Source organism: Cellulomonas iranensis NBRC 101100 = JCM 18110, from assembly GCF_001552375.1.
Taxonomy (GTDB): Bacteria; Actinomycetota; Actinomycetes; order Actinomycetales; family Cellulomonadaceae; genus Cellulomonas; species Cellulomonas iranensis.
The window spans coordinates 32,727-57,742 of record NZ_BCRB01000006.1 but is presented as its reverse complement, the minus strand read 5'-3'; the positions used below and the strand labels follow the sequence as shown (position 1 = coordinate 57,742).

General features: G+C 74.6%; 27 protein-coding genes, 2 tRNA genes and 1 riboswitch. Of the genes, 9 read left to right on the top strand and 20 right to left on the bottom strand.

What is annotated here, in order from left to right:
- Positions 1-151 precede the first annotated feature (151 nt).
- Complete coding sequence (locus CS2_RS01995; RefSeq protein ID WP_070318670.1) at positions 152-1,441, top strand: deoxyguanosinetriphosphate triphosphohydrolase; 1,290 nt, start codon at positions 152-154, stop codon at positions 1,439-1,441.
- A gap of 25 nt (positions 1,442-1,466) precedes the next feature.
- On the opposite strand, the gene CS2_RS01990 is transcribed toward CS2_RS01995, so the two are convergent.
- A complete protein-coding gene (locus CS2_RS01990; protein WP_070318669.1) occupies positions 1,467-1,808 on the bottom strand; it encodes a YciI family protein in 342 nt (113 codons plus the stop codon).
- 129 nt (positions 1,809-1,937) lie between these two features.
- Between CS2_RS01990 and dnaG the strand changes: the two genes are divergently transcribed.
- Positions 1,938-3,893, top strand: a complete 1,956-nt coding sequence (gene dnaG / locus CS2_RS01985) for a DNA primase (protein WP_046528634.1) — start codon at positions 1,938-1,940, stop codon at positions 3,891-3,893.
- Between the two features lie 45 nt (positions 3,894-3,938).
- Here dnaG and CS2_RS01980 read toward each other — a convergent pair whose 3' ends face one another.
- Complete coding sequence (locus tag CS2_RS01980; protein WP_046528633.1) at positions 3,939-4,733, bottom strand: transglutaminase-like domain-containing protein; 795 nt, start codon at positions 4,731-4,733, stop codon at positions 3,939-3,941.
- Between the two features lie 363 nt (positions 4,734-5,096).
- Positions 5,097-5,519, bottom strand: coding sequence for a phage holin family protein (locus CS2_RS01975; protein ID WP_070318668.1), 423 nt, complete (start codon positions 5,517-5,519; stop codon positions 5,097-5,099).
- A gap of 225 nt (positions 5,520-5,744) precedes the next feature.
- Here CS2_RS01975 and CS2_RS01970 point away from each other — a divergent pair, with 225 nt between their 5' ends.
- Positions 5,745-6,317 (top strand): metallophosphoesterase family protein, encoded by a 573-nt coding sequence (locus tag CS2_RS01970; RefSeq protein WP_217997348.1) that lies wholly within the window; start codon positions 5,745-5,747, stop codon positions 6,315-6,317.
- 24 nt (positions 6,318-6,341) lie between these two features.
- Here the strand turns inward: CS2_RS01970 and CS2_RS01965 are convergent.
- The 5 genes from CS2_RS01965 to CS2_RS01945 form a co-directional block, all read right to left on the bottom strand.
- A tRNA-Asn gene (locus CS2_RS01965) sits at positions 6,342-6,414 on the bottom strand.
- An 89-nt stretch (positions 6,415-6,503) separates the two neighbouring features.
- A complete protein-coding gene (locus CS2_RS01960) occupies positions 6,504-7,016 on the bottom strand; it encodes a hypothetical protein (RefSeq protein WP_070318667.1) in 513 nt (170 codons plus the stop codon).
- A 55-nt stretch (positions 7,017-7,071) separates the two neighbouring features.
- Complete coding sequence (locus tag CS2_RS01955; RefSeq protein WP_082131369.1) at positions 7,072-7,824, bottom strand: phosphatase PAP2 family protein; 753 nt, start codon at positions 7,822-7,824, stop codon at positions 7,072-7,074.
- Positions 7,821-8,525, bottom strand: a complete 705-nt coding sequence (locus CS2_RS01950; RefSeq protein ID WP_082739653.1) for a phosphatase PAP2 family protein — start codon at positions 8,523-8,525, stop codon at positions 7,821-7,823. Before CS2_RS01950 ends, CS2_RS01955 begins: the two co-directional genes overlap by 4 nt.
- Before the next feature lie 68 nt (positions 8,526-8,593).
- Positions 8,594-9,052: a winged helix-turn-helix transcriptional regulator gene (locus CS2_RS01945; RefSeq protein ID WP_070318666.1), complete on the bottom strand. Its 459-nt coding sequence runs from the start codon at positions 9,050-9,052 to the stop codon at positions 8,594-8,596.
- A gap of 80 nt (positions 9,053-9,132) precedes the next feature.
- Here CS2_RS01945 and CS2_RS01940 point away from each other — a divergent pair, with 80 nt between their 5' ends.
- Positions 9,133-10,353 (top strand): MFS transporter, encoded by a 1,221-nt coding sequence (locus CS2_RS01940; protein WP_156441949.1) that lies wholly within the window; start codon positions 9,133-9,135, stop codon positions 10,351-10,353.
- Here CS2_RS01940 and CS2_RS01935 read toward each other — a convergent pair.
- From CS2_RS01935 to CS2_RS01905, 7 genes are all read right to left on the bottom strand, one after another.
- Positions 10,310-11,362: a tyrosine-type recombinase/integrase gene (locus tag CS2_RS01935; protein WP_070318665.1), complete on the bottom strand. Its 1,053-nt coding sequence runs from the start codon at positions 11,360-11,362 to the stop codon at positions 10,310-10,312. The genes CS2_RS01940 and CS2_RS01935 overlap by 44 nt on opposite strands.
- A 174-nt stretch (positions 11,363-11,536) precedes the next feature.
- Positions 11,537-11,971 (bottom strand): hypothetical protein, encoded by a 435-nt coding sequence (locus CS2_RS01930; RefSeq protein ID WP_046528627.1) that lies wholly within the window; start codon positions 11,969-11,971, stop codon positions 11,537-11,539.
- Complete coding sequence (locus CS2_RS01925) at positions 11,971-13,509, bottom strand: hypothetical protein (protein WP_156441948.1); 1,539 nt, start codon at positions 13,507-13,509, stop codon at positions 11,971-11,973. The genes CS2_RS01930 and CS2_RS01925 overlap by 1 nt, the downstream gene beginning before the upstream one ends.
- A gap of 5 nt (positions 13,510-13,514) precedes the next feature.
- Entirely contained in the window at positions 13,515-14,354 is an 840-nt protein-coding gene (locus tag CS2_RS01920; protein ID WP_070318663.1) for a PrsW family intramembrane metalloprotease, read from the bottom strand.
- A 364-nt stretch (positions 14,355-14,718) separates the two neighbouring features.
- The gene (locus CS2_RS01915) at positions 14,719-14,910 is read right to left on the bottom strand and encodes a hypothetical protein (protein ID WP_156441947.1); all 192 of its coding nucleotides are present in this window, start codon (positions 14,908-14,910) and stop codon (positions 14,719-14,721) included.
- 180 nt (positions 14,911-15,090) lie between these two features.
- The gene (locus CS2_RS01910; protein WP_070318661.1) at positions 15,091-16,269 is read right to left on the bottom strand and encodes an IS481 family transposase; all 1,179 of its coding nucleotides are present in this window, start codon (positions 16,267-16,269) and stop codon (positions 15,091-15,093) included.
- Between the two features lie 113 nt (positions 16,270-16,382).
- Positions 16,383-16,456, bottom strand: a tRNA-Ile gene (locus tag CS2_RS01905).
- Positions 16,457-16,598: 142 nt separating this feature from the next.
- Between CS2_RS01905 and CS2_RS01900 the strand changes: the two genes are divergently transcribed.
- The 4 genes from CS2_RS01900 to CS2_RS01885 all read left to right on the top strand — a co-directional run bounded on the left by CS2_RS01900 (position 16,599) and on the right by CS2_RS01885 (position 19,070).
- Positions 16,599-17,381, top strand: coding sequence for a DUF1206 domain-containing protein (locus tag CS2_RS01900; protein ID WP_070318660.1), 783 nt, complete (start codon positions 16,599-16,601; stop codon positions 17,379-17,381).
- An 81-nt stretch (positions 17,382-17,462) separates the two neighbouring features.
- A riboswitch (cyclic di-GMP riboswitch) is annotated at positions 17,463-17,537 on the top strand.
- Between the two features lie 19 nt (positions 17,538-17,556).
- Complete coding sequence (locus CS2_RS01895) at positions 17,557-17,781, top strand: BldC family transcriptional regulator (RefSeq protein WP_046528622.1); 225 nt, start codon at positions 17,557-17,559, stop codon at positions 17,779-17,781.
- 156 nt (positions 17,782-17,937) lie between these two features.
- Positions 17,938-18,426, top strand: coding sequence for a peptide deformylase (gene def / locus CS2_RS01890; RefSeq protein WP_046528621.1), 489 nt, complete (start codon positions 17,938-17,940; stop codon positions 18,424-18,426).
- 143 nt (positions 18,427-18,569) lie between these two features.
- Positions 18,570-19,070 (top strand): DUF3145 domain-containing protein, encoded by a 501-nt coding sequence (locus tag CS2_RS01885; RefSeq protein WP_046528620.1) that lies wholly within the window; start codon positions 18,570-18,572, stop codon positions 19,068-19,070.
- 87 nt (positions 19,071-19,157) lie between these two features.
- On the opposite strand, the gene CS2_RS01880 is transcribed toward CS2_RS01885, so the two are convergent.
- The 5 genes from CS2_RS01880 to CS2_RS01860 all read right to left on the bottom strand — a co-directional run bounded on the left by CS2_RS01880 (position 19,158) and on the right by CS2_RS01860 (position 24,164).
- Positions 19,158-20,402, bottom strand: a complete 1,245-nt coding sequence (locus tag CS2_RS01880) for a beta-ketoacyl-[acyl-carrier-protein] synthase family protein (protein WP_046528619.1) — start codon at positions 20,400-20,402, stop codon at positions 19,158-19,160.
- Positions 20,403-20,486: 84 nt separating this feature from the next.
- On the bottom strand, positions 20,487-20,735 hold the full coding sequence (locus CS2_RS01875; RefSeq protein WP_070318659.1) for an acyl carrier protein: 249 nt from the start codon (positions 20,733-20,735) through the stop codon (positions 20,487-20,489).
- An 81-nt stretch (positions 20,736-20,816) separates the two neighbouring features.
- A complete protein-coding gene (locus CS2_RS01870; RefSeq protein WP_070318658.1) occupies positions 20,817-21,821 on the bottom strand; it encodes a beta-ketoacyl-ACP synthase III in 1,005 nt (334 codons plus the stop codon).
- Entirely contained in the window at positions 21,818-22,789 is a 972-nt protein-coding gene (locus tag CS2_RS01865) for an ACP S-malonyltransferase (protein WP_070318657.1), read from the bottom strand. The genes CS2_RS01870 and CS2_RS01865 overlap by 4 nt, the downstream gene beginning before the upstream one ends.
- Positions 22,790-22,910: 121 nt before the next feature.
- Positions 22,911-24,164, bottom strand: coding sequence for a PucR family transcriptional regulator (locus CS2_RS01860; RefSeq protein ID WP_046530607.1), 1,254 nt, complete (start codon positions 24,162-24,164; stop codon positions 22,911-22,913).
- Between the two features lie 116 nt (positions 24,165-24,280).
- Between CS2_RS01860 and CS2_RS01855 the strand changes: the two genes are divergently transcribed.
- Positions 24,281-24,967, top strand: coding sequence for a hypothetical protein (locus CS2_RS01855; protein WP_070318656.1), 687 nt, complete (start codon positions 24,281-24,283; stop codon positions 24,965-24,967).
- Positions 24,968-25,016: the final 49 nt, after the last annotated feature.

Sequence of the window (25,016 nt, the reverse complement as noted above, 5' to 3'; positions counted from 1 at the left end):
TGGCACGAGCGGCGAGGGGACGCGGGCGCGGCGCGGCCCGCTGGCGTCGCTGCTCGGCGCGCTGACGAATCGTGCTCGCGGACCCCGTGGGCACGGAGCTCTAGACGGGCGTCGCGCCGGTCGTGGGCGGCGCCACGCCTACCCTGGGCACGTGACAGCCCTCGACCCCACCGTCCGCGACCTCGACGGCTACTGCGCCGCCGACCGCGACCGCTGGCTCGCCGAGGGGGAGAAGTCGCGTGAGCGCACGCCGTTCGAGCGGGACCGCGCGCGACTCGTGCACTCCTCGGCGCTGCGCCGCCTCGGCGCCAAGACCCAGGTGCTCGGACCCTCCACGGACGACTTCGTGCGCACGCGCCTCACGCACACGCTCGAGGTCGCGCAGGTCGGCCGCGAGATCGGCAAGGCGCTGGGGTGCGACCCCGACGTCGTCGACACCGCGTGCCTCGCGCACGACCTGGGCCACCCGCCGTTCGGCCACAACGGCGAGCGGGCGCTCGCCGAGCTCGCGCGCGGCATCGGCGGCTTCGAGGGCAACGCCCAGACCCTGCGCCTGCTGACCCGCCTCGAGCCCAAGGTCGTCGCTCCCGACGGCACGTCGGTCGGCCTCAACCTCACGCGCGCGAGCCTCGACGCCTCGGTCAAGTATCCGTGGCGCTACGGGCAGGGCCCGGTGAGCCCGGCGAGCGGGCGTCCCACGCACAAGTTCGGCGTCTACGAGGACGACCTGCCGGTGTTCGCGTGGCTGCGGGCCGACGCGCCCGAGGGACGCAAGTGCCTCGAGGCGCAGGTCATGGACCTCGCCGACGACATCTCGTACTCGGTGCACGACGTCGAGGACGCGGTCGTCGGCGACCGCGTCGACCTCGGCGTGCTCACGCGCCCCGACGAGCGTGCCCGCGTGCTCGACGCGGTCGACACCTGGTACGGCGCGCAGGTGTCCGGGCCGGAGCTCGAGGCCGCGATGGACCGCCTGGTGGCGGCGCGGCTCTGGGAGCCGGGCTTCGACGGGTCGCGGCGCGCGCTCGCGGTCCTCAAGGACGCGACCAGCCAGCTCATCGGACGGTTCGCGAAGGCCGCGCAGCAGGCGACCCGCGCGCGCTACGGCGACGGCCCGCTGACCCGCTACGCCGCCGAGCTCGTCGTCCCGCACGAGACGCTCGCCGAGATCCTCGTGCTCAAGGGCCTCGCGGTCGCGTACGTCATGGCGCCGCGCGAGCTCGAGCCGCTGTACCAGCGGCAGCGCGACGTGCTGCACGACCTGGTGACCGTGCTGGCCGACCGCGGCCCGGACGCGCTCGAGCCGCCGTTCGCGGCGGACTGGCGCGCGGCCGGCGACGACGCCGCACGCCTGCGCGTCGTCGTCGACCAGGTCGCGTCCCTCACCGACGTGTCGGCGGTCGCGTGGCACTCCCGGCTGGTCCGCCCGCCGCGGCACTGACGCCGCGACGGACGGAACCGTGCGCTCAGTCGTCGGCGCCCAGCGGCCACACGGGGCGCACCTCGATGCGTCCCGCGCGCGCCATCGGGTGCGCCGCCGCGACCGCGAGCGCCTCGTCGAGGTCCGCGCAGTCGATCACGTCGTAGCCCGCGATCTGCTCGCGGGTCTCCGCGAACGGGCCGTCCGTGAGCACCACGCGGTCGCCGCGGCGTCGCACGGTCGTCGCGGCCTCCACGGGGCGCAGCCGGTCGCCGTGCCGCCACACGCCGCGCGCGTCGACGTCGGCGCCCCACTCCTCGATGGTCGGGTCCCCGGGGGCGGCGTCCTCGCCGTCGGGGTCGGTGCAGATGAGCAGCAGGTACTCCACGTCGTCCTCCTCGTGCCGCGGGCGCGTGCCGCCCGGTCGTCGCCATGACGAGCGACGGTCGCCACATTCGACACCCGGCCGCCCGTCGCCGCGATCCGACCACGCCCGCGGACGCCTAGACTCACGCCCGTGGCGGGACGGATCCGGCGGGAGGACGTGGAGGCCGTCCGCGAGCGCGTCCGGATCGAGGACGTCGTGGGCGCGCACGTCGCGCTGCGGCCCGCGGGCGTCGGCTCCCTCAAGGGCCTGTGCCCGTTCCACGACGAGCGCACGCCGTCGTTCCACGTGCGCCCCCAGGTGGGGCGCTACCACTGCTTCGGGTGCGGCGAGGGCGGCGACGTCATCGCGTTCGTCCAGGCCGTCGACGGGCTGGGGTTCACCGACGCGGTCGAGTACCTCGCGTCGCGCGTCGGCCTCCAGGTGCGCTACGAGGACGGCGGCCCGACGCGCCCCGGCGAGGAGCCCGGTCGTCGTCGGCGGCTGCTCGACGCGCACCGCGTCGCCGAGGAGTTCTACCGCGAGCAGCTCGTGACGCCGCAGGCCGCGGCCGCGCGCGCGTTCCTGTCGGAGCGCGGGTTCGACCGTACGGCCGCCGAGACGTTCGGCGTGGGGTACGCGCCGCAGGGCTGGGACGCGCTGCTGCGTCACCTGCGCGGGCGCGGGTTCACCGAGGCCGAGCTCACCGCGTCCGGGCTCGTGAGCCAGGGGCAGCGCGGCGTGTACGACCGGTTCCGCGGGCGCCTGGTGTGGCCGATCCGCGAGGTCACCGGCGACACCGTGGGCTTCGGCGCGCGGCGCCTGTACGACGAGGACAACGGACCGAAGTACCTCAACACCCCCGAGACGCCGCTCTACCGCAAGTCGCACGTGCTCTACGGCATCGACCTGGCCAAGCGGGAGATCGCCAAGGCCAAGCAGGTCGTGGTCGTCGAGGGCTACACCGACGTCATGGCGATGCACCTGTCGGGCGTGCCCACCGCGGTCGCGACGTGCGGCACCGCGTTCGGGTCCGACCACTCGCGCATCGTGCGGCGGCTCGTGGGCGACGCGGGCGGCGCCGGGGGCGTGCAGCTCGCGGGCGGGTCGTCGGTGGGCGGCGAGATCGTGTTCACGTTCGACGGCGACGCGGCCGGTCAGAAGGCCGCGCTGCGCGCGTTCGGCGAGGACCAGGCGTTCAGCGCGCAGACGTTCGTGGCCGTCGAGCCGTCGGGCATGGACCCGTGCGAGCTGCGGCAGGCGCGCGGCCCGGACGCGGTGCGCGCGCTGGTGAGCACGCGGCAGCCGCTGTTCGCGTTCGTCATCCGCTCGACGCTCGCGGCGCACGACCTCACGACCGCCGAGGGGCGCGTCGGGGCGCTGCGTGCCGCGGCCCCCGTGGTCGCGGGCATCCGGGACTCGGCGCTGCGGCCCGAGTACGAGCGTCTGCTGGCCGGGTGGCTGGGCATGGACGACGTCGCGGCCGTGCGGCGTGCGGTGTCCGACGCGTCCCGGCGCGGTGCACGCCCGGGTGCGCGGCCCGGGCCCGAGCGGGACGCCCGGCGGCCGGTCGCGGGCGACGCGGCACCCGCACCCGTGCCGGTCGCGCGCATGACCGCGCCCGACCGCCGCGACCCCGTCGCGCAGGTCGAGCGCACGGCGCTCGAGGTCGTGCTGCAGCACCCCACGCTCGTCCCGCCGGACTTCGACGCGCTCGCGCCCGACGCGTGCACGGCACCGGCCTACCGCGCCGTGCACGAGGCCGTCCGCGCGGCGGGCGGCGTGAGCGCGGCCGCCGACCTGGTGGCACGCGGCGGCGAGGCCGCGTGGGTCGGCGCGGTGCTCGAGGAGGCCGCCGAGCCGGTGCGCCCGCTGCTCACCGAGATGTCGGTCGCCCCGCTGCCCGAGGACCGCCCGGAGTCGTTGCCGGGCTACGTGCGCGGCGTCGTCATGCGGCTCGTCGACATCGGGTACACGCGCCGGATCGCCGACGTGCGCGGCCGCCTGCAGCGGCTCGACGCGGCGGCCGACGCGGGGGAGCAGCGCGCGCTGCTCGGCGAGCTCCTCGAGCTCGAGGCGCGCCGTCGGTCGCTGCGCGAGAGCGCCTGACCCGGGGCTCCCGCACGTCGGACGCCCCCGCGGCGGCGTCCGCGCTCAGCCCAGCGTGACGAGCCCCGTGCCGTCGTCCTCGACACGCGTGTCGCTCACGGCCGTGACCGTGAGGGCACGCAGCCGCAGGCTGCCGCCGTAGTACGACAGGAACGCGGTGTCGGTCGCGTCGCGCCCGGTCGCGATGCGCAGCAGCGAGCCGCGCGGCGCGAGCCGGGTCGCGTCGACCACGTGCCACGCGCCCTCGACGTACGCCTCGGCGACGGCGTGGAAGTCCATGGGCCGCAGGCCCGGCGCGTACACGGCCGCGAGCCGCGCGGGCGTGTCGCAGGCGCGCAGCAGCGCGACCACGAGGTGCGCGAAGTCGCGGCACACGCCGCGACGCTTGAGCAGCGTGTCGGTCGCACCGTCGGTCGGCAGGCTCGACCCCGACAGGTAGGTGACGTGGTTGTTCACCCACGCGACCACGGCGTCGAGCAGCGCGGCGCCGGACAGGCCGCGGAACTGGTCGCGTGCGAACGCGAGCAGCCGGTCGGACTCGGCGTAGCGGCTCGGGCGCCGGTACTCGACCAGGTCGACGTCCTCGACGGGCGTCGTGACGGACCGCCCCACGACGGTCGCCTGGTAGTCGACGACGACGCGCCCGGCGGGCGCCAGCACGCGGTGCACGCGTCCGCCGTGCGGCGTCTTGATCTCCTGCACGTCGAGCGGTGCGTCGTCGGACCGCACGTGCAGCGTCTCGGTGCGGTCGAAGGGCCCCTCCGCGACGGCCACGGACAGCAGCAGCTCGAGCGGTGCGTGCACGTCGAGCGAGAGGTGGGCGGCCACGGAGCGCAGCACGACGGGTCCTTCCCCGGCCAGGACGGGCCGGACGACGGGTGGTGACGGGGGAGACGAGCGGGGGTCGAGCGGGGTGGGGCGTGCGGGGTCCACGACGTCCCCGGGCGGGCGTCGGAGGGCGTCCGACGGCGCGCGGGGCGGAGCGGGGGAGAAGCAGGGGGAACGGCGGTGCGGGGCGCGGCAGGGCCCGTGCCGACGGGGCGGGAGCCCGGCGTCCGGCGCACGGACGTCGTCAGTGTGAGGCCTGCGCGGACGTTCGTCCAGCCCCGTCGGTGACGCTGGTGTCCGTGCAGGTCAGGGGCGTGTTCGAGCGTGCCGGGACCGCCCGGTCGCACGCCGTCGCGCGGACGGGCCGGCGTCGCGTCAGGCGCGGCCGCCGCGCCGTCGTCCGGCCGCGGCGGGAGGGCCGTCCGCGGGCCGGTCCTCGCGTCGCAGCACGAGCGGCAGCACGATCGTCGCGAGCGCGGTCACGACCCACACGACGAGCGTCGCGAGGACCCACGCCGCGACCCCCGAGATGCGCAGCCCTGACGTGAGCAGCCGTGCGAGCAGCAGCGCGACGAACGTCGACAGGACACCGACGCCGCCGAGCAGCGCGGGGGCGTACCGCGTGGTCGCGCGCACGGCCAACGGCGCCAGCAGCGACTGCGCGACCGCGAACACCACCACGGTGACGACGAACCCGGACGCGGTCACGCGCACGCCGTCGACCAGCAGCGCGGCCGCGAGCAGTCCGAGCGCGGCCGAGCCCAGGAACACGACGGCGCGCAGCAGCAGGCGGGTCATGGGGTCACCGTAGCCCCGGCGTGCTGCCGCGGCGAGGGTCCTCCCGTGCCCGTGCCCGTGCCCGTGCCCGTGCCCGTGCCCGTGCCCGTGCCCGTGCCCGTGGGGTGGCGCGGGTGCGACGGCGGGCGTGGCGCGCGAGCATCGGGGGATGACCACACGCGTCCCGGCCCTCCCGGTCGCCCCAGCCGTCCCGGCGCCTCCGGTCCGACGTCGCGGCGGGTGGCGGTGACGGCCGCCGACGCGGTGCGGGTCGTGGCCGTCGCGGACACGCACGTCCCGGCCCGGGCCCGCGACCTGCCGCCCGCCGTGTGGCGCGCCGTCGACGACGCGGACCTCGTGGTGCACGCGGGGGACTGGGTCGACGAGGACCTGCTCGACGCGTTCGAGCGCCGCGCGACCCGGCTCCTCGCGTGCCACGGCAACAACGACCCCGCGGGCCTCGTCGCACGCGTCCCGGAGGTCGCCACGGCCACCGTCGCGGGCGTCCGCGTGGGGGTCGTCCACGAGACCGGTGCGGCCGGCGGGCGCGAGCGCCGTTGCGACGAGCGGTTCGCCGACCTCGACCTGCTCGTCTTCGGGCACAGCCACGTGCCGTGGGACTCCGTGACGCCGCGCGGGACGCGCCTGCTCAACCCCGGGTCGCCCACCGACCGGCGCCGGCAGCCGGCGTGCACGTACCTGACGTTCACGCTGCGCGACGGCGCGGTCGAGGACGTCGTGCTGCACCGGCTGCCGTTGCGCGCGCCGGCGCGGCGCCGTCCCGGCTCGGGAAGCACGAAGGCCCCCGGCCCGCGGTGACGCGGGCCGGAGGCCTCGTGGATGCTCCCCCGACTGGACTCGAACCAGTAACCCTTCGATTAACAGTCGAATGCTCTGCCAATTGAGCTACGGGGGATCGTGCGGGAAAACCCTAGCAGGCCCGCGAGGGTGCCTCGGACACCGTCCCGCCCGCGGTCGGTGCGACGTGCGCCACGTCGCACGGGCTCAGCGCGCGAGGCCCGCCTCGGCGCGCACGTGCGCCTCGGCCGCGGCGACGACCCGTGCGACCGCCGGGTCGCCCAGGTCGACGGTCCCGTCGCCGATGACCTGCGTGAACAGGTCGCCGTGCTCGTCGCGCCGCAGCGCGACGCGGACGGGGCCGCGGGCGCCGGGGACCTCGACGTGCTCGACGTGCACCACCGACTGCTGCACGCGCTCGCGGAACGACTGCGCGAAGTCCCACGCGTCCGCCTCGGGGTCGAGCGGCAGCTCGGTGCGCGCCCCGCTGACCCAGTGCACCGTGAGGGTGCTCGTCGCGGCGTCGAGCGACCCGCGGTCGACGTCCGCCCACGGCGTGCGCACCGCGCCCTCGTCGCCCACGAGGTGCAGCGCGCGACGCGCCGTCACCGCCCAGCGTCCGTCGGTGAGGGGTGCGCTCGCGAGGATCGCGTCGGCGCGCAGGTCGAGCGCGCGGCGCAGCGGGTCGGGCAGGCGACGGCGTCGGGAGAACAGGGCCACGGCCCCACGGTAGTCCGCGCGTGCCGCGCCACCGGCACGCGACGTGCCGGGGTGCTCAGCGGGCCGGTGCGGGCGACGGCACGCTGCTGCCGGGTCCGGGGGCGTCCGTGACCTCCTCGGGCGTCCGCGGCGAACGCCGCAGGTAGCCCCACGCGATGACGGCGCAGGTCGCGCCGTTGAGGAACCCGACGGTCACGTCGCTCACCGAGTGCATGCCGCGGTAGACGCGCGCGGTCCCGACCGCGAACGGCACGAGCACGCACAGCACCGTGACCGTCCACCGCAGCGCCGGGCGGCGGATGCGCTGCGCGACGAGCGCGAGCGTGAGGTAGAACGCGGCGGCGGCCCCGGTGTGCCCGCTCGGGAAGCTCGACGTCGGCGGCGCGTGGTCGAGGTGCTCGACGTCGGGCCGCTCGCGGCCGACCACGGCCGCGGCGCTGAGGAACACCGCCGCCTGCAGCGCGACCGCGAGCCCCAGCACGGTCGCGTACCACCACTGCCGCGTGCGCCACCACGTCAGCGCGATGCCGACGAGGCACGCGCCGATCAGCGGCTCGGTCTGGCCGATCGCGGAGAGCCACGTGGTGAGGGTGTCGAGGGCGGGCGTGCGCGCGTCGACGAACCACCGGTTGACGGCCGCCTCCGCGGGCAGCCCGTGCAGCGGACCGGTGAGGAGGAAGCCGGTCCCCACCACGACGCACCACAGCACGGCCGTGGGCAGCAGCGCGCGCCGCAGCACGTCACGCCGCCACTCGCGGCCCGACGGGGCGCGGGTGTCGGTCTCCCAGCGGTGCCAGAACCTGCTCATGCGCCCTCCGGGCGGCCGGCGGACACCGGTGCGGCGTCCGGGTCGTGGGTGCCGCGGCCGCGGAACCCGACGTACGACGCGCCGACGACCGCGACGCCCAGCAGCGTCCCGGCGACGACGTCGGACGGGTAGTGCACGCCCAGCAGGACGCGGTCCGCCGCGGCGCCGACGATCGCGAGCGTCGTGACCGCGACGGCGGTCACGCGGCCGCGCCGCCGCAGCGCCGGCCACGCCAGGACGGTGAGGGCGAGAGCCGCCATGGTCGTGCCGGCCGCGTGGCCGGACGGGAAGCTCGACCCGGGCGCGTGCGCGACCGCGTCCTCGATCACGGGCCGTGCGCGTTGCACGAGGCCCTTGGCGGCGAGCTGCAGCGCCCACCCGGCGGCGACCGTGGCCCCGGCCCACGCCGCGCGCGCGCCGAGACCGTGGCGCCGCCACGCCCACACGCACACGAGCGGCACGACGACGAGGTTGAGCCACCGCGGCGCGAGGACGTCCTGCCACAGCACGAGCGCGGTGCGCAGCGCCGGCGACGCGCGCGTGAGGTCCGTGGCCGCGACGACCGTCGACTCGTCGAACCGCACGACGTCGTTGGACCCGCCGCGCACGACGACCGCCAGCGCGACGACGGGCAGCGCGACCGCGGCGCCGAGCAGCACCGCGCGCAGCAGCGCTCGGGACGGGGCTCCGGCGTCGCGCATGGCGAGAGGCTAGGTGCGCGTGGTGCCGCGCGCGCGGCGAGACCTGCCGGGAGGTCCGGGCGCGGTGGTCACGCGGGGGGCCGGACGTGCACGACGCGCGCGTCGTCGCAGGTCAGCTCCTGCCCGTGGCTGTCGGTCGGGATCAGCCGCGGCACCGGCTCGCCGTGGCCGTCGACCAGCGTGGAGCGGGGTTCCCCGTCGGCGAAGGCGTGCCGTTCGCCCCACTGCCGGAGCGCGACGACGACGCCGAACAGGTCCTTGCCGGCGACCGTGAGCTCGTACACCTGACGCCTGCCGGAGGGGGCGTCGACCTGCGCGAGGACGCCGAAGGCGCAGAGCCGCCGGAGCCGGTCGCTGAGGATGTTGCGCGCGATGCCGGTCCGGCGCTGGAGCTCCGTGAAGGACCGTGCGCCGTCCATCGCGTCGCGGACGACCAGCAGGCTCCAGCGGTCCCCGACGAGGTCGGCGGCGCGGGCCACCGGGCACGCCGCGTCCGTCCAGACGGGGGGTGCAGCGTGGGCGGGCATGACCACTCCTTCAAAGTTGCGATCTGCAACTGATCGGGCCTACGGTGCGTTGGTTTCACAATGCTACCGAAGGGGCGAGGGTGACGGCACGGACGAGATCGCTGCTCGCGGTGGTCTGCGGGGTCGCGGTCGCCGGGGTCTACGCCGGGCAGCCCGTGCTCGCGCCGATGGGTCACGACCTCGGGCTTGCCCCCGGCGAGGTCGGCTGGGTCGTGGCGGCCGGGCAGCTCGGCTACCTCGCCGGGCTCGTCCTGCTCGTCCCGCTCGGCGACGTGCTCGACAGCCGGCGGCTCGTCGCCGCGCACCTGCTCGCGCTCGCCGCGGGGCTCGGCCTCGCCGCCGCCGCCCCGGCCGCGTGGGTGGCGTTCGCGGGCCTCGCGCTCGCGGGCCTGTTCGCCGTCGTCGTCCAGAGCGCTGTCGCGTACGTCGCTCGCGTGTCCTCGCCCACCGACCGTGGGCGGTCGATCGGCGCCGTCACGTCCGGCGTCGTGGTCGGGATCCTCGGCTCGCGCGTGGTCGCCGGCCTGGTCGCCGAGGCGTGGGGCTGGCGCGCCGTCTACGTGGTCCTCGCCGCCGTGTCCCTCGTCCTGGCCCTGGTGGTGCCGCGCGTGCTCCCGCCCGACCCGCGAGACCCCCCGCCGCGGTACGGCGCGGCGCTGCGCGGCCTGGCCGGCGCGTTCCGCGACCCGGTCCTCCTCAGCCGTGGCACGGTGGCGTTCTTCCTCTTCGCGTCGTTCGGGACGCTCTGGAGCGGGCTCGCCGTCCCGCTCGCCGGTGCGCCCTGGCACCTCGGCGAGACCGCCGTCGGGCTGTTCGGCGTCGCCGGCCTCGCCGGCGCCCTCGGCGCGGCGCGCGCGGGCCGCTGGGCCGACCGCGGGCGCGCCGACCACGCCACGGGCGTCGCCCTCGCGCTCCTGGTCGCCTCCTGGGTGCTCATCGCGGAGCTGCCGCGCTCGCTGCTCCTGCTCGCGCTCGGCGTCGTGCTGCTCGACCTCGCGGTCCAGGTGGTCCACGTCAGCAACCAGCACGTCCTCACCGACGGCCGCGACGACGCGACGGCGACCGTCGTCGGCGCGTACATGGTCTTCTACTCGCTCGGCTCCGCACTCGGCGCCACCACCACCGCGGCGGCCCACGCCGTCGCGGGCTGGACCGGTACGGCTGCCCTCGGCGCGGCGTTCGCCGCGCTGGGCCTGCTGGCCTGGGCGCTGGGCGTCCCGGTGCTCCGCGCCGCGCGACGGTCGCGCGGGCATGCGGTCACGGTGGGCCTGTTGGGGCTTGAACCCACGACCGACGGATGATGAGAGCACGACAGGGGGTGCTGCCCTGTGGTGCGTCGTGATGTCCGATGGTGTGTTCGTGCAGGTCAAGTGCCGTTTCCGACGATCCGTAGATGAGCGCGGCGGTGCGTCGTGGTGTCCTGTGATGCAGCACTCTGCTGCACGTTTGCTGCACGCCCGCGGTCCCCGAGCGCTGCCAGGACGGCCGTCGACGGCACCTCGGCGAGGTGCGCGTACCGCTGGGTGGTGACGGGGACTGGTGCCCCAGGAGCCGGCCGACCTCGGCCAGCGGGACCCCGGCCTGCAGCAGCCACGAGGCGTAGGTGTGCCGCAGGTCGTGCACACGCACGCGCCCCACGCCGGCGGCCCTGCACGCGGCCGTCCACCGCTTCCGGAAGTTGTCGAGGTCGAGCACGGTGCCGGATGCGCTCGTGAGCACGAGCGGACCGCGGCACACGTCGTGCCCGTCGCCGAGGGTGCACGCGCCGCGGCGCGGGGCGCCGAGCTCGAGCCACGGAGCGATCGGGACCTGCCGGGGGCACTTGCCCTTCGGGAACGGCTTCATCGCGCCCTCGGCGTCGGACGAGACCTCGGCGACCTCGATGAAGCCGCGTTTGGCGTCGACGCGGCCCCGGTGCAGCCCGGCGGTCTCACCCCACCGCATGCCGGTGCCGGCTAGCAGGATCGCCATCTGCCGCCACACGCCGTCGAGGTGCGCGACGACGTCGTCGAGCTCCTCGTGCGTGAGGTAGCGCTCGACCGACGGCGCGGGCGCCGGAAGGCGCAGGCGCGCGGCGGGATTGGCCGGCAGCACCTCGGCCTCCACGGCGGCGTTGAGCGACGCAGAGAGCAGGTGCACGGTGCGCTGCACGCTCCCGGGCGACAGGCCTCCGGAGCGCAGCGAGGCGGCCCAGGCCTTCACGTCGCGGTGCTCCTGCTGTCCTCCTGCCATCGGCACGAGGGCGCGAGCGCTTGAGCGGACGATGTCGCGCGGCCATGCGGCGGCGGGGCCGAACTTCAGGATCGTCATGAAACCCTCACAAGCTGTTCGATCCGCACTCGAACGGAGTGTGGTCGGTCCGACGCTCCCGGCAGTGGCTGTCGCAGCGTCATGCCCGGCGTCGCCTGGCGGGGCGCTCGCGGTAGGGCAGCACCTCGGGGCGTCCGGGGCCGTGACGCCGCGGGGGGCGGGGTGCACGGCGCGCTACACGATCGGCGGTGGGATGGCAGAGACGTCGCGGACGCGTGCGTGCTCGATCGAGAAACCGCGGAGGACCTGCAGAGCGCGCTCGCTGACGCACAGGTACACCCGACGGACCAGGAGGATGTCGTCACCTTCAGTGCCGGTGGGGAGCAGACGGTTCCAGTTCGGCAGCTCGAGATCAGGCTTGCGCCGCGCGAGCTCCTCCGACCGAGAGACGTGAACGACACCCAACTCCCAGCCGGTCAGCCCAGCGCTTCGGAAGGCATCAGCGAGCCGGTCGGTGACGAGCCAGAACCCCGACGTCGACACGATGTCGTCTCCGAGCCAGTCAGCGAACTCGAAGTACAGGTCGCCCAGGAGCTGGGGCTCACGAGCGACGTCGTAGTCCGATCCCTCACCGAGCCCGCCAGCAACCTCTGGCTTGATCCAGTGCATCAACGCTCCCTCGGGATGAAGTGGTGACCGAGAAGATCATCGATCTTCGTCGTGTACCCAAGCACCTCCGCCTTGGTGGGCGGGCGCCCAGCGTCGGCGAACGCGTCGTAGAAGTCGTCCCAGAGCTCACGGATCCGGACGAGGTGGATGTCGCGGTTCAAGTGGGTGGGGATGCCGCGAAGGTTCTCGATCGAGTGGAGCTCGTACCTGTCGAAGAGCCCGGGGTATCGCCGCATGACCTGCTGCTCGACAGCGTGGTGGATCACGAGATCCTGCATCGGCAGTTCGGGGTAGGCGCGCTCGAAGGTCGTCCGGTACTGCTGTGTGGTGGCCCAGCCGACAGAGGCCGGGTCACCTGGCAGGCGCTTGGACTGGACGACGACGGCGCCGATGTCCTCGTCGGCGTGGCGTAGCTGCCAGCGGATGCGTGCGGCGATGCTGTCGAGGAGCTCGCCGGGGTGGTGGCGTAGCGCCCAGGCCGCCTCGCGCAGGGCGGGGCGCATCACGGTGCCTGTGGCGGCTCCGGCGCCAGCTGGGAGGAACGTGAACACGAACGCGACGCCGTCCATGGCCATCTGGGACGGTGGGGTCGTGGTCAGGTAGTCGCGTGTGGCGGTGCTCGGGTCCTGGGCGAAGGTCGCGATGCCCTCGCGCTTGTCCATCGCCCACGTCAGGGCACCCGTGGTGAACAGGGCGCCGCCCAGCCCGAGCGGGGTCAGGGCGAGCAGCGCTCCGACACCGAAGCCGATCGCTGTCTTCTGGGCCGGTGACAGGCCGTCCCACCACGAGGCGACGGCGGCCATGACCCCTGCCAGCCAGCCCAACAGGTCGTAGGTGCGCTCGAGGCCCTGCGCGGTGAAAGGCGCGAGCACCAACGCTCCGGCCAGCAGCGTGAGCAGCGCCACGCCCGCGATCCACCGTCGGGTGCGCACGTCGACGCGGCCGGCGAGCTCGGCGTACCCGAGCTCACGAGCGGCGCGTTGACCGGCCAGGAGCGAGGCGCCCTGCCGGACGGCCGCCAGGTGCGGTTGCCCGGGCTCGGGTGCGAACCCGGCCAGGGCGGTGCGCCAGTCACGCGCCAGGACCCATCCGGTGCCTAGCACGGCGAACGCGCACCGTGCCGGCAGTGCGCGCAGCGCAGCGGGCCACCGCCGGGTCGTCGCGGCCAGTGCGCCCGTGACGCGGTCGATCCATCCGGGTCGAGGGCGAGGGTCGAGCGTCGCGGCGGGCACCCGCGCCAGGCGCGCGCCGTCGAGCAGCAGCAGGACGACGGCCAGCACGACGAGCACGGTCGGGCGGAAGTGTCCATGGCCGAACAGCGACCACGGTGCGCGGATCCACCATGGCACGTTCGTCGTGGCGGGATCCAACCACCGCGGCGTTCCGTCCGGGGCGTTGAGCCCGCCGCCGCCGTTGTACGCCGCGTGGTCGGCGATCGCGACGACCAGCGCCACGAACGGCACCGTCACCGCACCGGCGCGCACCAGTTGCGCTGCACGGTCCGAGCGGCCCCGAACGTGCCGAAGCGCGACCAGCACCAGACCTACGAGACCGTGACAATCGCGGTGACCACGCCATGTCCACCGAAGCCGCGACCAGCCTGTGCCCAGTCCGTCGGCAGCGGAGGCCACGGCCGGAACGTCGTCCAGTCCGGCGGGAGCCCCTCGGAACGAGGAAGCATCGCCTCGAACAGTCGACCGAGGAGGCTCTGCGGCTCCATGCTCAATGTGAGGCGCCGCAGGCTCTCCTCGACCAGGAGGAAGGCGGTGCCGGACGCCAGGCCGAGCAGCAGCCAGTCGACCGCGGCGAACCGTGACGCTCGACGCGGCGCGAGCATCGCGACCAGCGCGACAGGTACGAGCTTGAGGGTCTCCTCGGTGATCGAGGCGATCCCCATCGAGGGGCCGACGTCCCGCACGGCCGCGCTCAGCGCCGAGCTGGCGAGCCACGTCGAGATCAGGCCGATCGCGACCGACCACGGAATGCACGCGGCGAAGAACCGCATGAACCCGGTCCACGTCAACGTCTTCGTCCGCGCAAGGGCCCACCACGCCACGACTACCCACACGCACCCCAGCCACGCGCGCATTGACAGGCGCACGTCCGGGACGAACACGAACAACCCGGCCGCCCACGCCAACGCGGCCCATGGCCCGACCGCACGCACCCGTGTCCACCGTTGAGCCAGCACGGGTCGCTCCGCCCACCACTGCGCGCGCCGCTCCGCCCAGACCTGCCACCACTCCCGCAGTGGCGCAGTGCCCACCTGACGGTCGTCGACGACGGACGTCGTCACCAGCACCCCCTGCAAACAGAGCAAAACGGACGCCGAGAACCGTAGCGGCTGGTCATGCGCCTGCCTGACGATCGGGCGCAGGTCCACCCATGCGGATCAGCGGACTCCACCCGACGAGGGCGCTGGCGTGCCTGTCGCACCCCGGCGCGACCGTGGTCCTCGTGCGCATCCCACCCGGCCACCCGGACTGCTGCCGCTGGGCCGTCAATCACGGCGAGCCCGCCGGCCCCCGGCATGTCGTCGACCCGCCGGTACCAGCGCTCGCGGACGTCGAGCTCTGGGACGGCGCGCGTGAGTGCTCGAGGTGCACGTCCTCGCGACTGCGCGCGGTGCGGTGTGCATTCGGCAGGACGTCCCCGGGCGTGGCCCGTGGCTCGCTTGGGTGCCCACCGAGCGCGTTACGCGGCGCAAAGGGTCCGTTCGACGACGCACACACCCCTGAGGTTGTGCGTCAGGCCTCGGGGTCGCGCGTCTGGCGCAGGTGCTGACCGACGCCGTAGGCGATCGCGAGCACGCCGCCGACGGACCCGACGAGGCGCAGCGGCCCGGGTCCGACGAGTGCGCCAACGAGCACCAGTGCGATGCCGACGCCCAGCGGAACGGGCATGGACCGGTCGGCCTTCGTGCGCGGGGAGTCGCTCATGACCTGGGACATCGGCGCGTGGGTTCACCGACCTGAGGGGCTTCCGCTGCTGCACGTTTTGCTGCACGAGGCGCCCGCGAATCCGGTGGCGGCGTGCGAACGTGCAGGTCAGCGCGGTGGGCCTGTTGGGTTCCGGGTGATGCTTGACGGTTCGGGTTCGGTTGATCCTTGACGTTGTCGTCAGTGTGCTCGTCGGGTCTTGGTCAGTGCACCTCCCAGGGCTCGCTTGTTGCGGACGGGACCGGTGCTGGTGCGCTGGACAGTGCGCAGCAGCTCGTTGCCGACCCAGAACTGCAAGGTGTCCGGACCGACCAGGACATCGCAGCGCTCGCCTGCGCGGTGGACCCCGACCGAGACCTGCTGCCATGACACGCAGACGACGCCGACGGTAGAGACCTTGCGGGCGACCCACTGCGGTCCGGTGCGGTCGGGCTCGGGGGCTCGCTCACGGTGGGCCGCGCCGGCGAACCTTGCTGCGGGGGTCGCCATGGCGATGGCCTGGTGCGGCCGGTCGGTGTTGTAGAAGGCAACCCACCGATCGAGTGCGTCCTGGGCCTCGGCGAAGGTCGCGAACTGCCGAGAAGTGCCGAACTCCGTGCGCAGAGTGCGGTGGAACCGTTCGATCTTCCCGGTGGTGGTCGGTGATCGGGGCTGGGTCAGCAGGTGCTCGATGCCGTTACGCCGGCAGATCGCGTCGAAGAGCACCTCGACCGGCGGATGGTTGAAGCGGCCGGTGAACACCTTGCCGTTGTCGGTCAGGATCTGTTCGGGGACGCCGTGCTGGTCCAACGCGTCGCTCAGCCCCTCGCAGACGAACCGGGTGCGCTCAGCTGGCATCAACCTCGCGCACACGCAGAACCGGGAGTGGTCGTCAATCCCGGTCAGGCACTTCGTCGAGGTCCCGTTCACGAGCACCACCCCGGCGACCACGTCCATCTGCCACAGCTCCATCGCCCGACCGCGCTCCCAGCGACGCCAGTGCTCATCACGCCGACGTCGCCCACCGGTCACGATGAGCTCAGCGCGGCGCAGCGCCCGGTAGACCCCCGAGCGTGAGACCACGATGTCGCGCCGGGCCAGCTCGTGAACGATCCGCACCGGACCCCACCCCGGGTGAGTGCGTCGCATCTCCAGCACCGCGACCTCGTCGTCGGGATCCATCTGGTGCGGGCAGGACACCGGCCGGTGCGACCGGTCGACCAACGCCTCGAGCCCTCCGGCCTCGTACCGGGCCAGCCACACATGCAACGTCTGGCGCGAGATGCCCCATGACGCTGCGACCTCGGTGATCGTCCGACCATCCGCGATGACAGCCGACACCGCCTTGTACCGCTGCTCGGCCACGCTCATCTCCCTCATGGAAGAGCGTCAAGGATCAACCGGAACCGGTGTCAACCCTCAACCGGAACCCCGTCAACCCTCAGCCGAACATCCAACGTCCAGCATCAGCCGGAACAACACAGTCAGCGCGGTGGGCCAGGTGGGGCTTGAACCCACGACCGACGGATTATGAGTCCGCTGCTCTGACCGACTGAGCTACTGGCCCGCAGGCGGCAGCCTACCGAGGGGAGCGCTCGCGCCCGGTTCGCGGCGTTCCGGTCGCGGAGCGGGCCGACCGCTGCGAGCATCGCCGCGGGCGTCCGGCGCGGGCCGGCACGGGTGGGGGAGCCCGCAGCGAGGGAGGTCGCATGTCCACGGTCGCGGCGAGGTCGGGTCAGCACGCGTGGGAGGTCGGTGCGCGCGCGGGGTACGCGGCGAGCGGTCTGGTGCACGTCCTCATCGGGGTGCTGGCGCTGCAGCTCGCGCTCGGCTCGGGCGAGGGCAGCGCCGACCAGTCGGGGGCGTTCCAGCAGATCGCGCAGACGTCGTTCGGGGCGCTCGTGCTGTGGGTGTCGGTCGTGGCGTTCGTCGCGCTGGGCGCGTGGCAGGCTGCGGCGGCGCTGAGCGGGGCGGCGGGGGAGACGTCCGACCGCGTGAAGTGCGGGGCGAAGGCCGTCGTGTACCTCGTGCTCGCGGGCACGGCGTTCTCGGTGGTGCAGGGTGGCGGTTCCTCGAGCAGCGGCCAGACCACGAGCATGACCGGTCAGCTCATGCAGGCGCCCGCGGGGCGTGTGCTGGTCGGCGCGGTCGGCGTCGCCGTCGTCGTGGTCGGCGCGTACCACGTCTACAAGGGTCTGGCGAAGAAGTTCCTCGAGGACCTGCAGCGGCTGCCGAGCGGCACGACCGGACGCGTGGCACGGACCGCGGGGGTCGTGGGCTACGCGGCCAAGGGTGTGGCGCTCGGCGTCGTCGGGGTGCTGTTCGTCGTGGCGGCGCTCCACGCGAACCCCGACGAGGCGTCCGGGCTCGACGGTGCGCTGCAGGCGCTGCGTGAGGCCCCGGCAGGTCCGGTGCTGCTGGTCCTGGTCGCGCTGGGGCTCGTCGCGTTCGGTGGTTACTGCGCGGTCAGGGCCCGCTTCGGCCGCCTGTGACGTTTCACCCGCTCCGGGACAGATCCGGCGGGCTCCGGTTCTTGCACGCTTGTCCAGTTTCGGGCATAGTCGTCCTTCGTCAGCGACAAACGGCAAACCCGCCGCAAGGTGGGGACGCAAAGCCACGGGGCCCACGGGGTCAGCCGAGCTACCGAACGACGAAGGAGCACCACCCATGGCTGTTCAGACGCCTGCCACCGACGCCCCCCTCACGCAGGGCGCGCTGCTCACGCCGGGTGAGGTCGCGGTCCTGTTCCGCGTCGACCCCAAGACGGTGACGCGCTGGGCGCAGGCCGGCAAGCTCTCCGCCGTCCGCACGCTGGGCGGGCACCGCCGCTTCCACGAGGCCGAGGTGCGTCAGCTCCTCACGGGCGTCCCGCAGCAGCGCGCCGGGGAGTGACCCCCGCGTCGTCCGACGACGACGCACCGCACGTCCCGACGCCGGTGGTGACCTGGTCACCACCGGCGTCGTGCTGTGTCCAGCGCCTCGTGCGCACCGCGCCGCGAGAGCCGCTGCGTGGCGCCTCGTGCCCGCGCGACGTGAAAGGATCGGGTCATGGCCCTGCGTGAGATCCGCACCGTCGGCGACCCCGTCCTGCGCACCCCGTGCGACCCCGTCACCACGATCGACGACCGCGTCCGCTCGCTCGTCGAGGACCTGCTCGAGACGGTGGACCAGGACGGTCGCGCCGGGCTCGCGGCCAACCAGATCGGCGTGAGCCTGCGCGCCTTCTCGTGGAACATCGACGACGAGATCGGCTACGTGCTGAACCCCGTGATCGTCGAGCTGTCGGAGGACGAGTACCAGGACGGCGACGAGGGCTGCCTCTCGGTGCCGGGGCTGTGGTACCCGACGCACCGCGCCTGGTACGCGCGCGTCGTCGGCACCGACCTCGACGGCAAGGAGGTCGTGGTCGAGGGCGTCGAGCTCATGGCGCGGTGCCTCCAGCACGAGGTGGACCACCTCGACGGGCTGCTCTACCTCGACCGCCTCGAGCGGTCCGTGCGCAAGAAGGCGATGCGCGCGATCCGCGAGCAGCTCTAGTCCCGCGCGTCCGCTGGACCTGCGGGGACGCATGAGGCATCCTGTGCCTGCACGCCGCGTGCGTGGTGCTGTGCCGTCGACGCTTCCTGTCGGGGTACGAGGTCGTTGGGGAAGGCGACCCTCGAGCCCACTGGGAGGACAACATGGCCGGTGCCGTCACCCGCGGTGTCCTTTTCGTGCACTCCGCGCCGCGTGCGCTGTGCCCCCACGTCGAGTGGGCGGCCGGCAACGCGCTGGGAGTGCGCGTCAGCATGGACTGGACCGCGCAGCCGGCCGGTCCGAGCTTCTACCGCGCCGAGCTGTCCTGGCAGGGCGCACCCGGCACGGGAGCGCGCCTCGCGTCCGCGCTGCGCGGCTGGGCCCACCTCCGGTACGAGGTGACCGAGGAGGCCAGCGTCGGCGTCGACGGCTCCCGCTGGAGCCACACGCCCGAGCTCGGCATCTTCCACGCCCAGACGGACGTGCACGGCAACGTCGTCGTCCCCGAGGACCGCATCCGCGCGGCCCTCGAGCACGCGGGCGACCCGGAGCGGCTGCGGGCCGAGCTCGACCTCGCGCTCGGGCAGGCCTGGGACGACGAGCTCGAGCCGTTCCGCTACGCGGGCGCGGGCGCGCCCGTGCGCTGGCTGCACCGCGTGGGCTGACCGCACCGCCGAGGTGCCACCCGGAGCACGTCGCCCCGCCTGCGCCAGGGCGCGGACGGGGCGACGTGAGCGTGCGGCGATGCGGCGTCAGGCGGAGGTGACCACCAGCGCGACGTTGTGACCGCCGAACCCGAACGAGTTGTTGACGGCCGCGATCGGGCCGTCCGGCAGCGCGCGCGGCGTGCCGCGCACCAGGTCGAGCACGAGCTCGGGGTCGGGGTTCTCGACGTTGATCGTCGGGGGCGCCTGCCGGTCGTGCACGGCGAGCACCGTGAAGATCGTCTCGAGCGCGCCTGCGCCGCCCAGCAGGTGACCCGTCATCGACTTGGTGGCCGAGAGCGCCACGTGGTCGGCGTCGTCGCCCAGGACGCCGCGGATCGACCGGGCCTCGATGAGGTCGCCGACGACCGTCGACGTCGCGTGCGCGTTGACGTGCACGACGTCGCGCGCGGCGACGCCCGAGTCGGCGAGGGCCGCGCGCATCGCGCGGACCTGGCCGTCGCCCGACGGCTCGGGGGACGTGATGTGGTAGCCGTCGGCCGACAGGCCGACGCCGCCGATGCGCGCGTACACGCGCGCACCGCGGGCGGCCGCGTGCGCGGCCGACTCCAGCACCACCACGCCCGCACCCTCGCCGATGACGAAGCCGTCACGGTCGACGTCGTACGGCCGCGAGGCGCCGGTCGGGTCGTCGTTGCGCAACGACAGCGTGCGCGACGCCGCGAACGCGGCGATCGGCATGGGGTGGATGGTGGCCTCGGTGCCACCGGCGACGACGACGTCGGCGCGGCCCGAGCGGATCATCTCGACGCCGTAGCCGATCGCCTCCGCGCCGGACGCGCACGCCGAGACCAGCGCGTGCGCACCCGCACGCGCACCGAGCTCGAGCGAGACGTACGCGACGGGGGAGTTCGGCATGAGCATCGGCACGGTCATGGGCAGCACGCGACGGCCGCCCTTCTCGCGCAGGGTGTCCCACGCGTCGAGCGTCGTCCAGATGCCGCCGATGCCCGACGACACGACCGCGCCCAGGCGCTCGCCGTCGACCTCGGGGGCGCCCGCGTCGGCCCACGCCTCGCGCGCCGCGATCACGGCGTACTGCGCGGACGGGTCCATGCGCTTGATCTCGGGGCGCGTGAGCACCTGGTCGGGCGTGACCTTGATGGTCGCGCCGAACGACACGCCGATCTCGTAGCGCTCGGCCCAGTCGTTGTCGAACGGGCGGGCGCCGGACTCGCCGGCGAGCGCGGCGCGCCACGTGCTGGGGACGTCACCGCCGAGCGGCGTGGTGGCGCCCAGGCCGGTGACGACGACCTCGGGGACGGTGCTCATGGGGGTTCTCCTCGGGTGGGTCGGGCGGTGCGCACGGCAGGGGTGCCGGCGCACCGCCCGTGGCCGCAGGTGCGGCGCGCAGGCTCAGGCCTGGGCGCTCGCGATGAAGCTCACGGCGTCGCCGACGGTCGCGAGGTTCTTGACCTCGTCGTCGGGGATCCGGACCTCGAACTTCTCCTCCGCCAGCGTGACGATCGTCATCATCGACAGCGAGTCGATGTCGAGGTCGTCGGTGAAGGACTTCTCGGGCAGGACGGCGTCGGTCGGCAGACCGGTCTCCTCGCTGACGATCTCGGCCAGGCCGGCCAGGATCTCCTGCTCGCTGTGCGCCATCGGGGGTCTCCTCGTGTCAGGTGGTGCAGGGACGTGCTGAACGGTACAGGCGCACGGTGCGCCGTCCGCCCGGGTCACGGGTCAGGGCAGGACGACGACCTGCGCGGCGTAGACGAGGCCCGCGCCGAAGCCGATCTGCAGGGCCAGCGCGCCCGAGGGCACCTGGCCCTCGCGCAGCAGCCGCTCGGCCGCGAGCGGGATCGACGCGGCCGACGTGTTGCCGGTGTCGGCGATGTCGCGGCCCACGACGACCGAGTCGGGCAGCTTGAGCTGCTTGATCATCTGGTCGATGATCCGCATGTTCGCCTGGTGCGGGATGAACGCCTCGATGTCCTCGGGGGCGATCCCGGCGGCGTCCATGGCCTTCTGCGCGACGGGCGCCATCTGCCACACCGCCCACTTGAAGACCGACTGGCCCTCCTGGCGCAGCGTCGGCCAGCCGGCGCCCTCGTCGCGCGTCGCGAGCCACGAGTGCGTCTGGCGGATCGCCTGCGCCTGCCCGCCGTCGGAGCCCCAGATCGTCGGGCCGATGCCGGGCGTGTCGGACGCGCCGACGACGACGGCGCCGGCCCCGTCGCCGAGCAGGAACGAGATCGTGCGGTCCGTCGGGTCGACGAACTCGCTCATCTTCTCGGCGCCGATCACCAGCACGTTGCGTGCCGTGCCGGCGCGCACGAGCGCGTCGGCCTGGCCGATGCCGTAGCAGTAGCCCGCGCACGCGGCCGAGATGTCGTACGCCGCGGCGGGCGTCGCGCCGATGCGGTCCGCGACGATCGCGGCGCCGGCGGGCGTCTGGTGGAAGTACGTGACGGTCGACAGGATCACGGCGTCGATGTCGGCGCCCGTGAGCCCGGCGTTCTCGAGCGCGGCGCGCGCGGCACCCTCGGCGAGGTCGAGCACGTCGGTGCCCGCCTCGGCGCGACGACGCGTGACGATGCCGGTGCGCTGGCGGATCCACTCGTCGGACGAGTCGATGGGGCCCACGAGCTCGTCGTTGGGCACGACGCGCTCGCCGCGCACACCGCCCAGTCCGAGGATGCGCGTGTGCGCGGGGCCGGTGGACTGCGTGAGGGTCGGACGGGTCACGACTGGCTCTCCTGTGCGGTGGTGCCGGCGTGCCGACGCACGAGGTCGCGCGCGGCGTCGAGGTCGGCGGGGGACTTCAGCGCGAGCGTCTCGACGCCCGGCAGCGTACGTCGCGCCAGCCCGGTGAGGACACCACCGGGTGCGACCTCGAGCAGCGCCGTGACGCCCAGCTCGAGCAGCGTGGCCTGGCACAGGTCCCAGCGCACGGGGCGCGCGACCTGGCCGACGATGCGGGTCAGCGCGTCCGCGCCGCTCGTGACGGCCGCGCCGTCGGCGTTGCCGAGCAGCGTGACCACGGGCTCGCGCGGCGTCACCGCGGCGGCCGCCGCGGCGAGCTCGTCGACGGCCGGCGCCATGTAGCGGGTGTGGAACGCGCCCGCGACCTGCAGCGGCACGACGCGCGCACGCGCCGGGGCCTCGGTGCCGAGCGCGGCGAGCGCGTCGAGCGCCCCCGCGGCGACGACCTGCCCGCCGCCGTTCACGTTCGCGGGCACGAGGTCGAGCGCCTCGAGCCGCGCCAGCACCTCGTCGGGGTCGCCGCCGAGCACGGCGCTCATGCCCGTCGGGGTCGCGGCGGCCGCGTGCGCCATCGCGGCGCCACGCACCGCGACGAGCCGCAGCGCGTCGTCGTCGGTCAGGACGCCCGCGGCCGCGGCGGCCGCGAGCTCGCCGACCGAGTGGCCCGCGGCGACGTCGAACGACGCGGGCGCGAGCCGTGCGAGGTCGGTCGTGGCGTCGGTGCCGAGCACCGCGCGCAGGCTCGCGAGCGCGGTGGCGACGAGCAGCGGCTGGGCCACCGCGGTGTCACGGATCGTCTCGGCGTCGGACGTGGTGCCGTGGGCCAGCAGGTCGACCCCGACGACGTCGCTCGCACGCGCGAGGGAGTCGGCGAAGCCGTCGACCTCGGTCCACGGGACGAGCATGCCGGGGGACTGGGCCCCCTGGCCGGGGCAGGCGACGACGAGCACCCGACCACTGTGCCGTGGGCGCGCGCCGTCACCCGGTCACGGCACGTACCAACCTCGGGTCCCGTGCTTGTCGGACCTGTACAAAGGCCGCGTCGCGGCACGCCTCCGGCGGGCGCGGGGCTCAGGGGGCCGCGGCGGCGTCGAGCCGCCCGACGGCCAGGGCCGTCTGCAGCACGTACGACTCCCGCGCGTCCAGCGGGTCCCACCCCGTGACGTCCGCGACGCGCTTGAGCCGGTAGCGGACCGTGTTGGGGTGGACGTACAACGTGCGCGCGGCGGCCTCCAGCGAGCGCCCCGCGCCGAGGTACGCCGACAGCGTCTCGAGCAGCGAGCCCTGGCTCGCGGCGAGCGGCGTGTAGGCCCGTTCGACGAGCGCACGTCGTGCGTCGTCGTCACCGACGAGCACGCGCTCGGGCAGCAGGTCGTCGGCGAGCACGGGCCGCGGCGCCTGCTCCCAGCCCGGTGCGGCCGCGAGCCCGGCGAGGGCCGCGCGCGCCGACCGGGTCGCCTCGGCGAGCCCGGGCGCGAGCGGCCCAATGACGACGGGTCCCGGCCCGAACCGCGGCAGCAGCGACATCGCGGCGGCGCGCAGGTCGCCCTCGCCGCCGAGGAACACCACCAGGCGGTCGCCCATGATCCCGACGAGCGCGTCGTCGGCCGACCGGCGGGTCGCGCGCCGCAGGTCGGCCGAGCGCACCTCGTCCATGTGCGCGGCGGCCGTGCCGACCACGACGAGCGTCGAGCCGCGTCCGCTCCACCCGAGCGCCGACACGCGCGAGCGCAGCGAGTCGTCGCCGTCGCCGCGCACGAGCGCGTCGACCACGAGCGCCTCGAGCCGCGCGTCCCACGCGCCGCGCACCTCGGCGGCGCGCGCGTAGACCTCGGCGGCCGAGAACGCGACCTCGCGCGAGTACCGCATGACCGCCTCGCGCAGCTCGCGCTCGGCGCCGGGCGCCGCGAGCCGGTCGGAGTGCGTCTCGACGACGTCCACGACGACGCGGACCAGCTGCAGCGTGTGCTGCAACGAGATCGACCGGGTCAGCTCGGGCGGCGCGGCCGCGAAGATCTCGCCGACGCCGTGCGGCGGGCGCGTCGGGTCGGCGTACCACGAGATGAACGCCGTGATGCCGGCCTGCGCGACGAGGTTGACCCACGACCGGTCCTCGGCGGGCAGCGCGCGGTACCACTCGAGGTCGGCGTCGAGCCGGCGCATCGCGGCCGCGGCGAGCAGCCCCGCGCCCTCGCGCACGCGGCGCTGCGTCTCGCTCTGGTCGGCTCCGGCCGGGGGGAGGACGGGGGCCGCCGCGCCGGCCTGCGGGGTGGTGCCGCGGCGGCGGGGCGTGCGCGCCGCCGGCGTCCTCGGAGACGTCGCCATGGCCGCGAGCATAGGCGGCGGGCTTGTGGGAAGTCGACAAAGCCGTCGCGCGTCGTCGAACGGCGGGGGCGCTCCCAGAACGGGTGCGGACGGGGCAGAACGGATAAGGTCGCGCCATGGCTCTCCTGCCCCGCCTGCGCCAGCTCATGCGGCGACCCTCCTCGGCCTCCCGGGTCGGGGCGCGCCGCCCGACGACGGCCTCGCGCCGGGGGGACACCCTCCACGAGGACGCGCTGCGGTCGATGCTGAGCGACGACCCCAACAACGAACGGGCCTTCCAGGCGCTCGCCGAGATCGTCCGCCGCCGCGCCGCCGAGTCCGTGCCGGAGGACGACCCGCTGACGGCCCCGAACGCCGAGCACGAGCGGCAGCACGCCGCCGATCTGGCGGTCTGGGCCCTGGGGGAGGAGCTCGCCGGCAACCCCCGCGCCTGGTACCCGCTCGTGGAGCTCGCGCGGCTCTCGGTCCGCGACGACCACGAGGGCACCATCCGGCGGCTCACGACCGCGGCCGAGCGCGACCCGTCCGGGCTCGCGCTCGCGCAGGCGCTCGCGCTGCTGTCCGAGGCGGGGCAGCCCGTCGAGGCGCTCAACCTCGGCGTCGGGCACTGGCGTCCCCGCGAGCACGCCCCCGAGGTCGCGCGCGCGCTCGTGCACGCCGCGCTGCTGGCCGACCGTCCCCTCGAGGCCAAGCAGCACCTGGCGTCGCTCGACCTCTACCCCGACGCCTCGGCCGTCGCTCCGCTCAAGGCGGAGCTGACGCGCGAGGTCGCGCAGGCCCAGCAGTCCATCCCCGGCACCTGACGCCGGGCAGGCGCCGCCACGGCGGCTGCCTCCGCGTCACGGTCCAGGA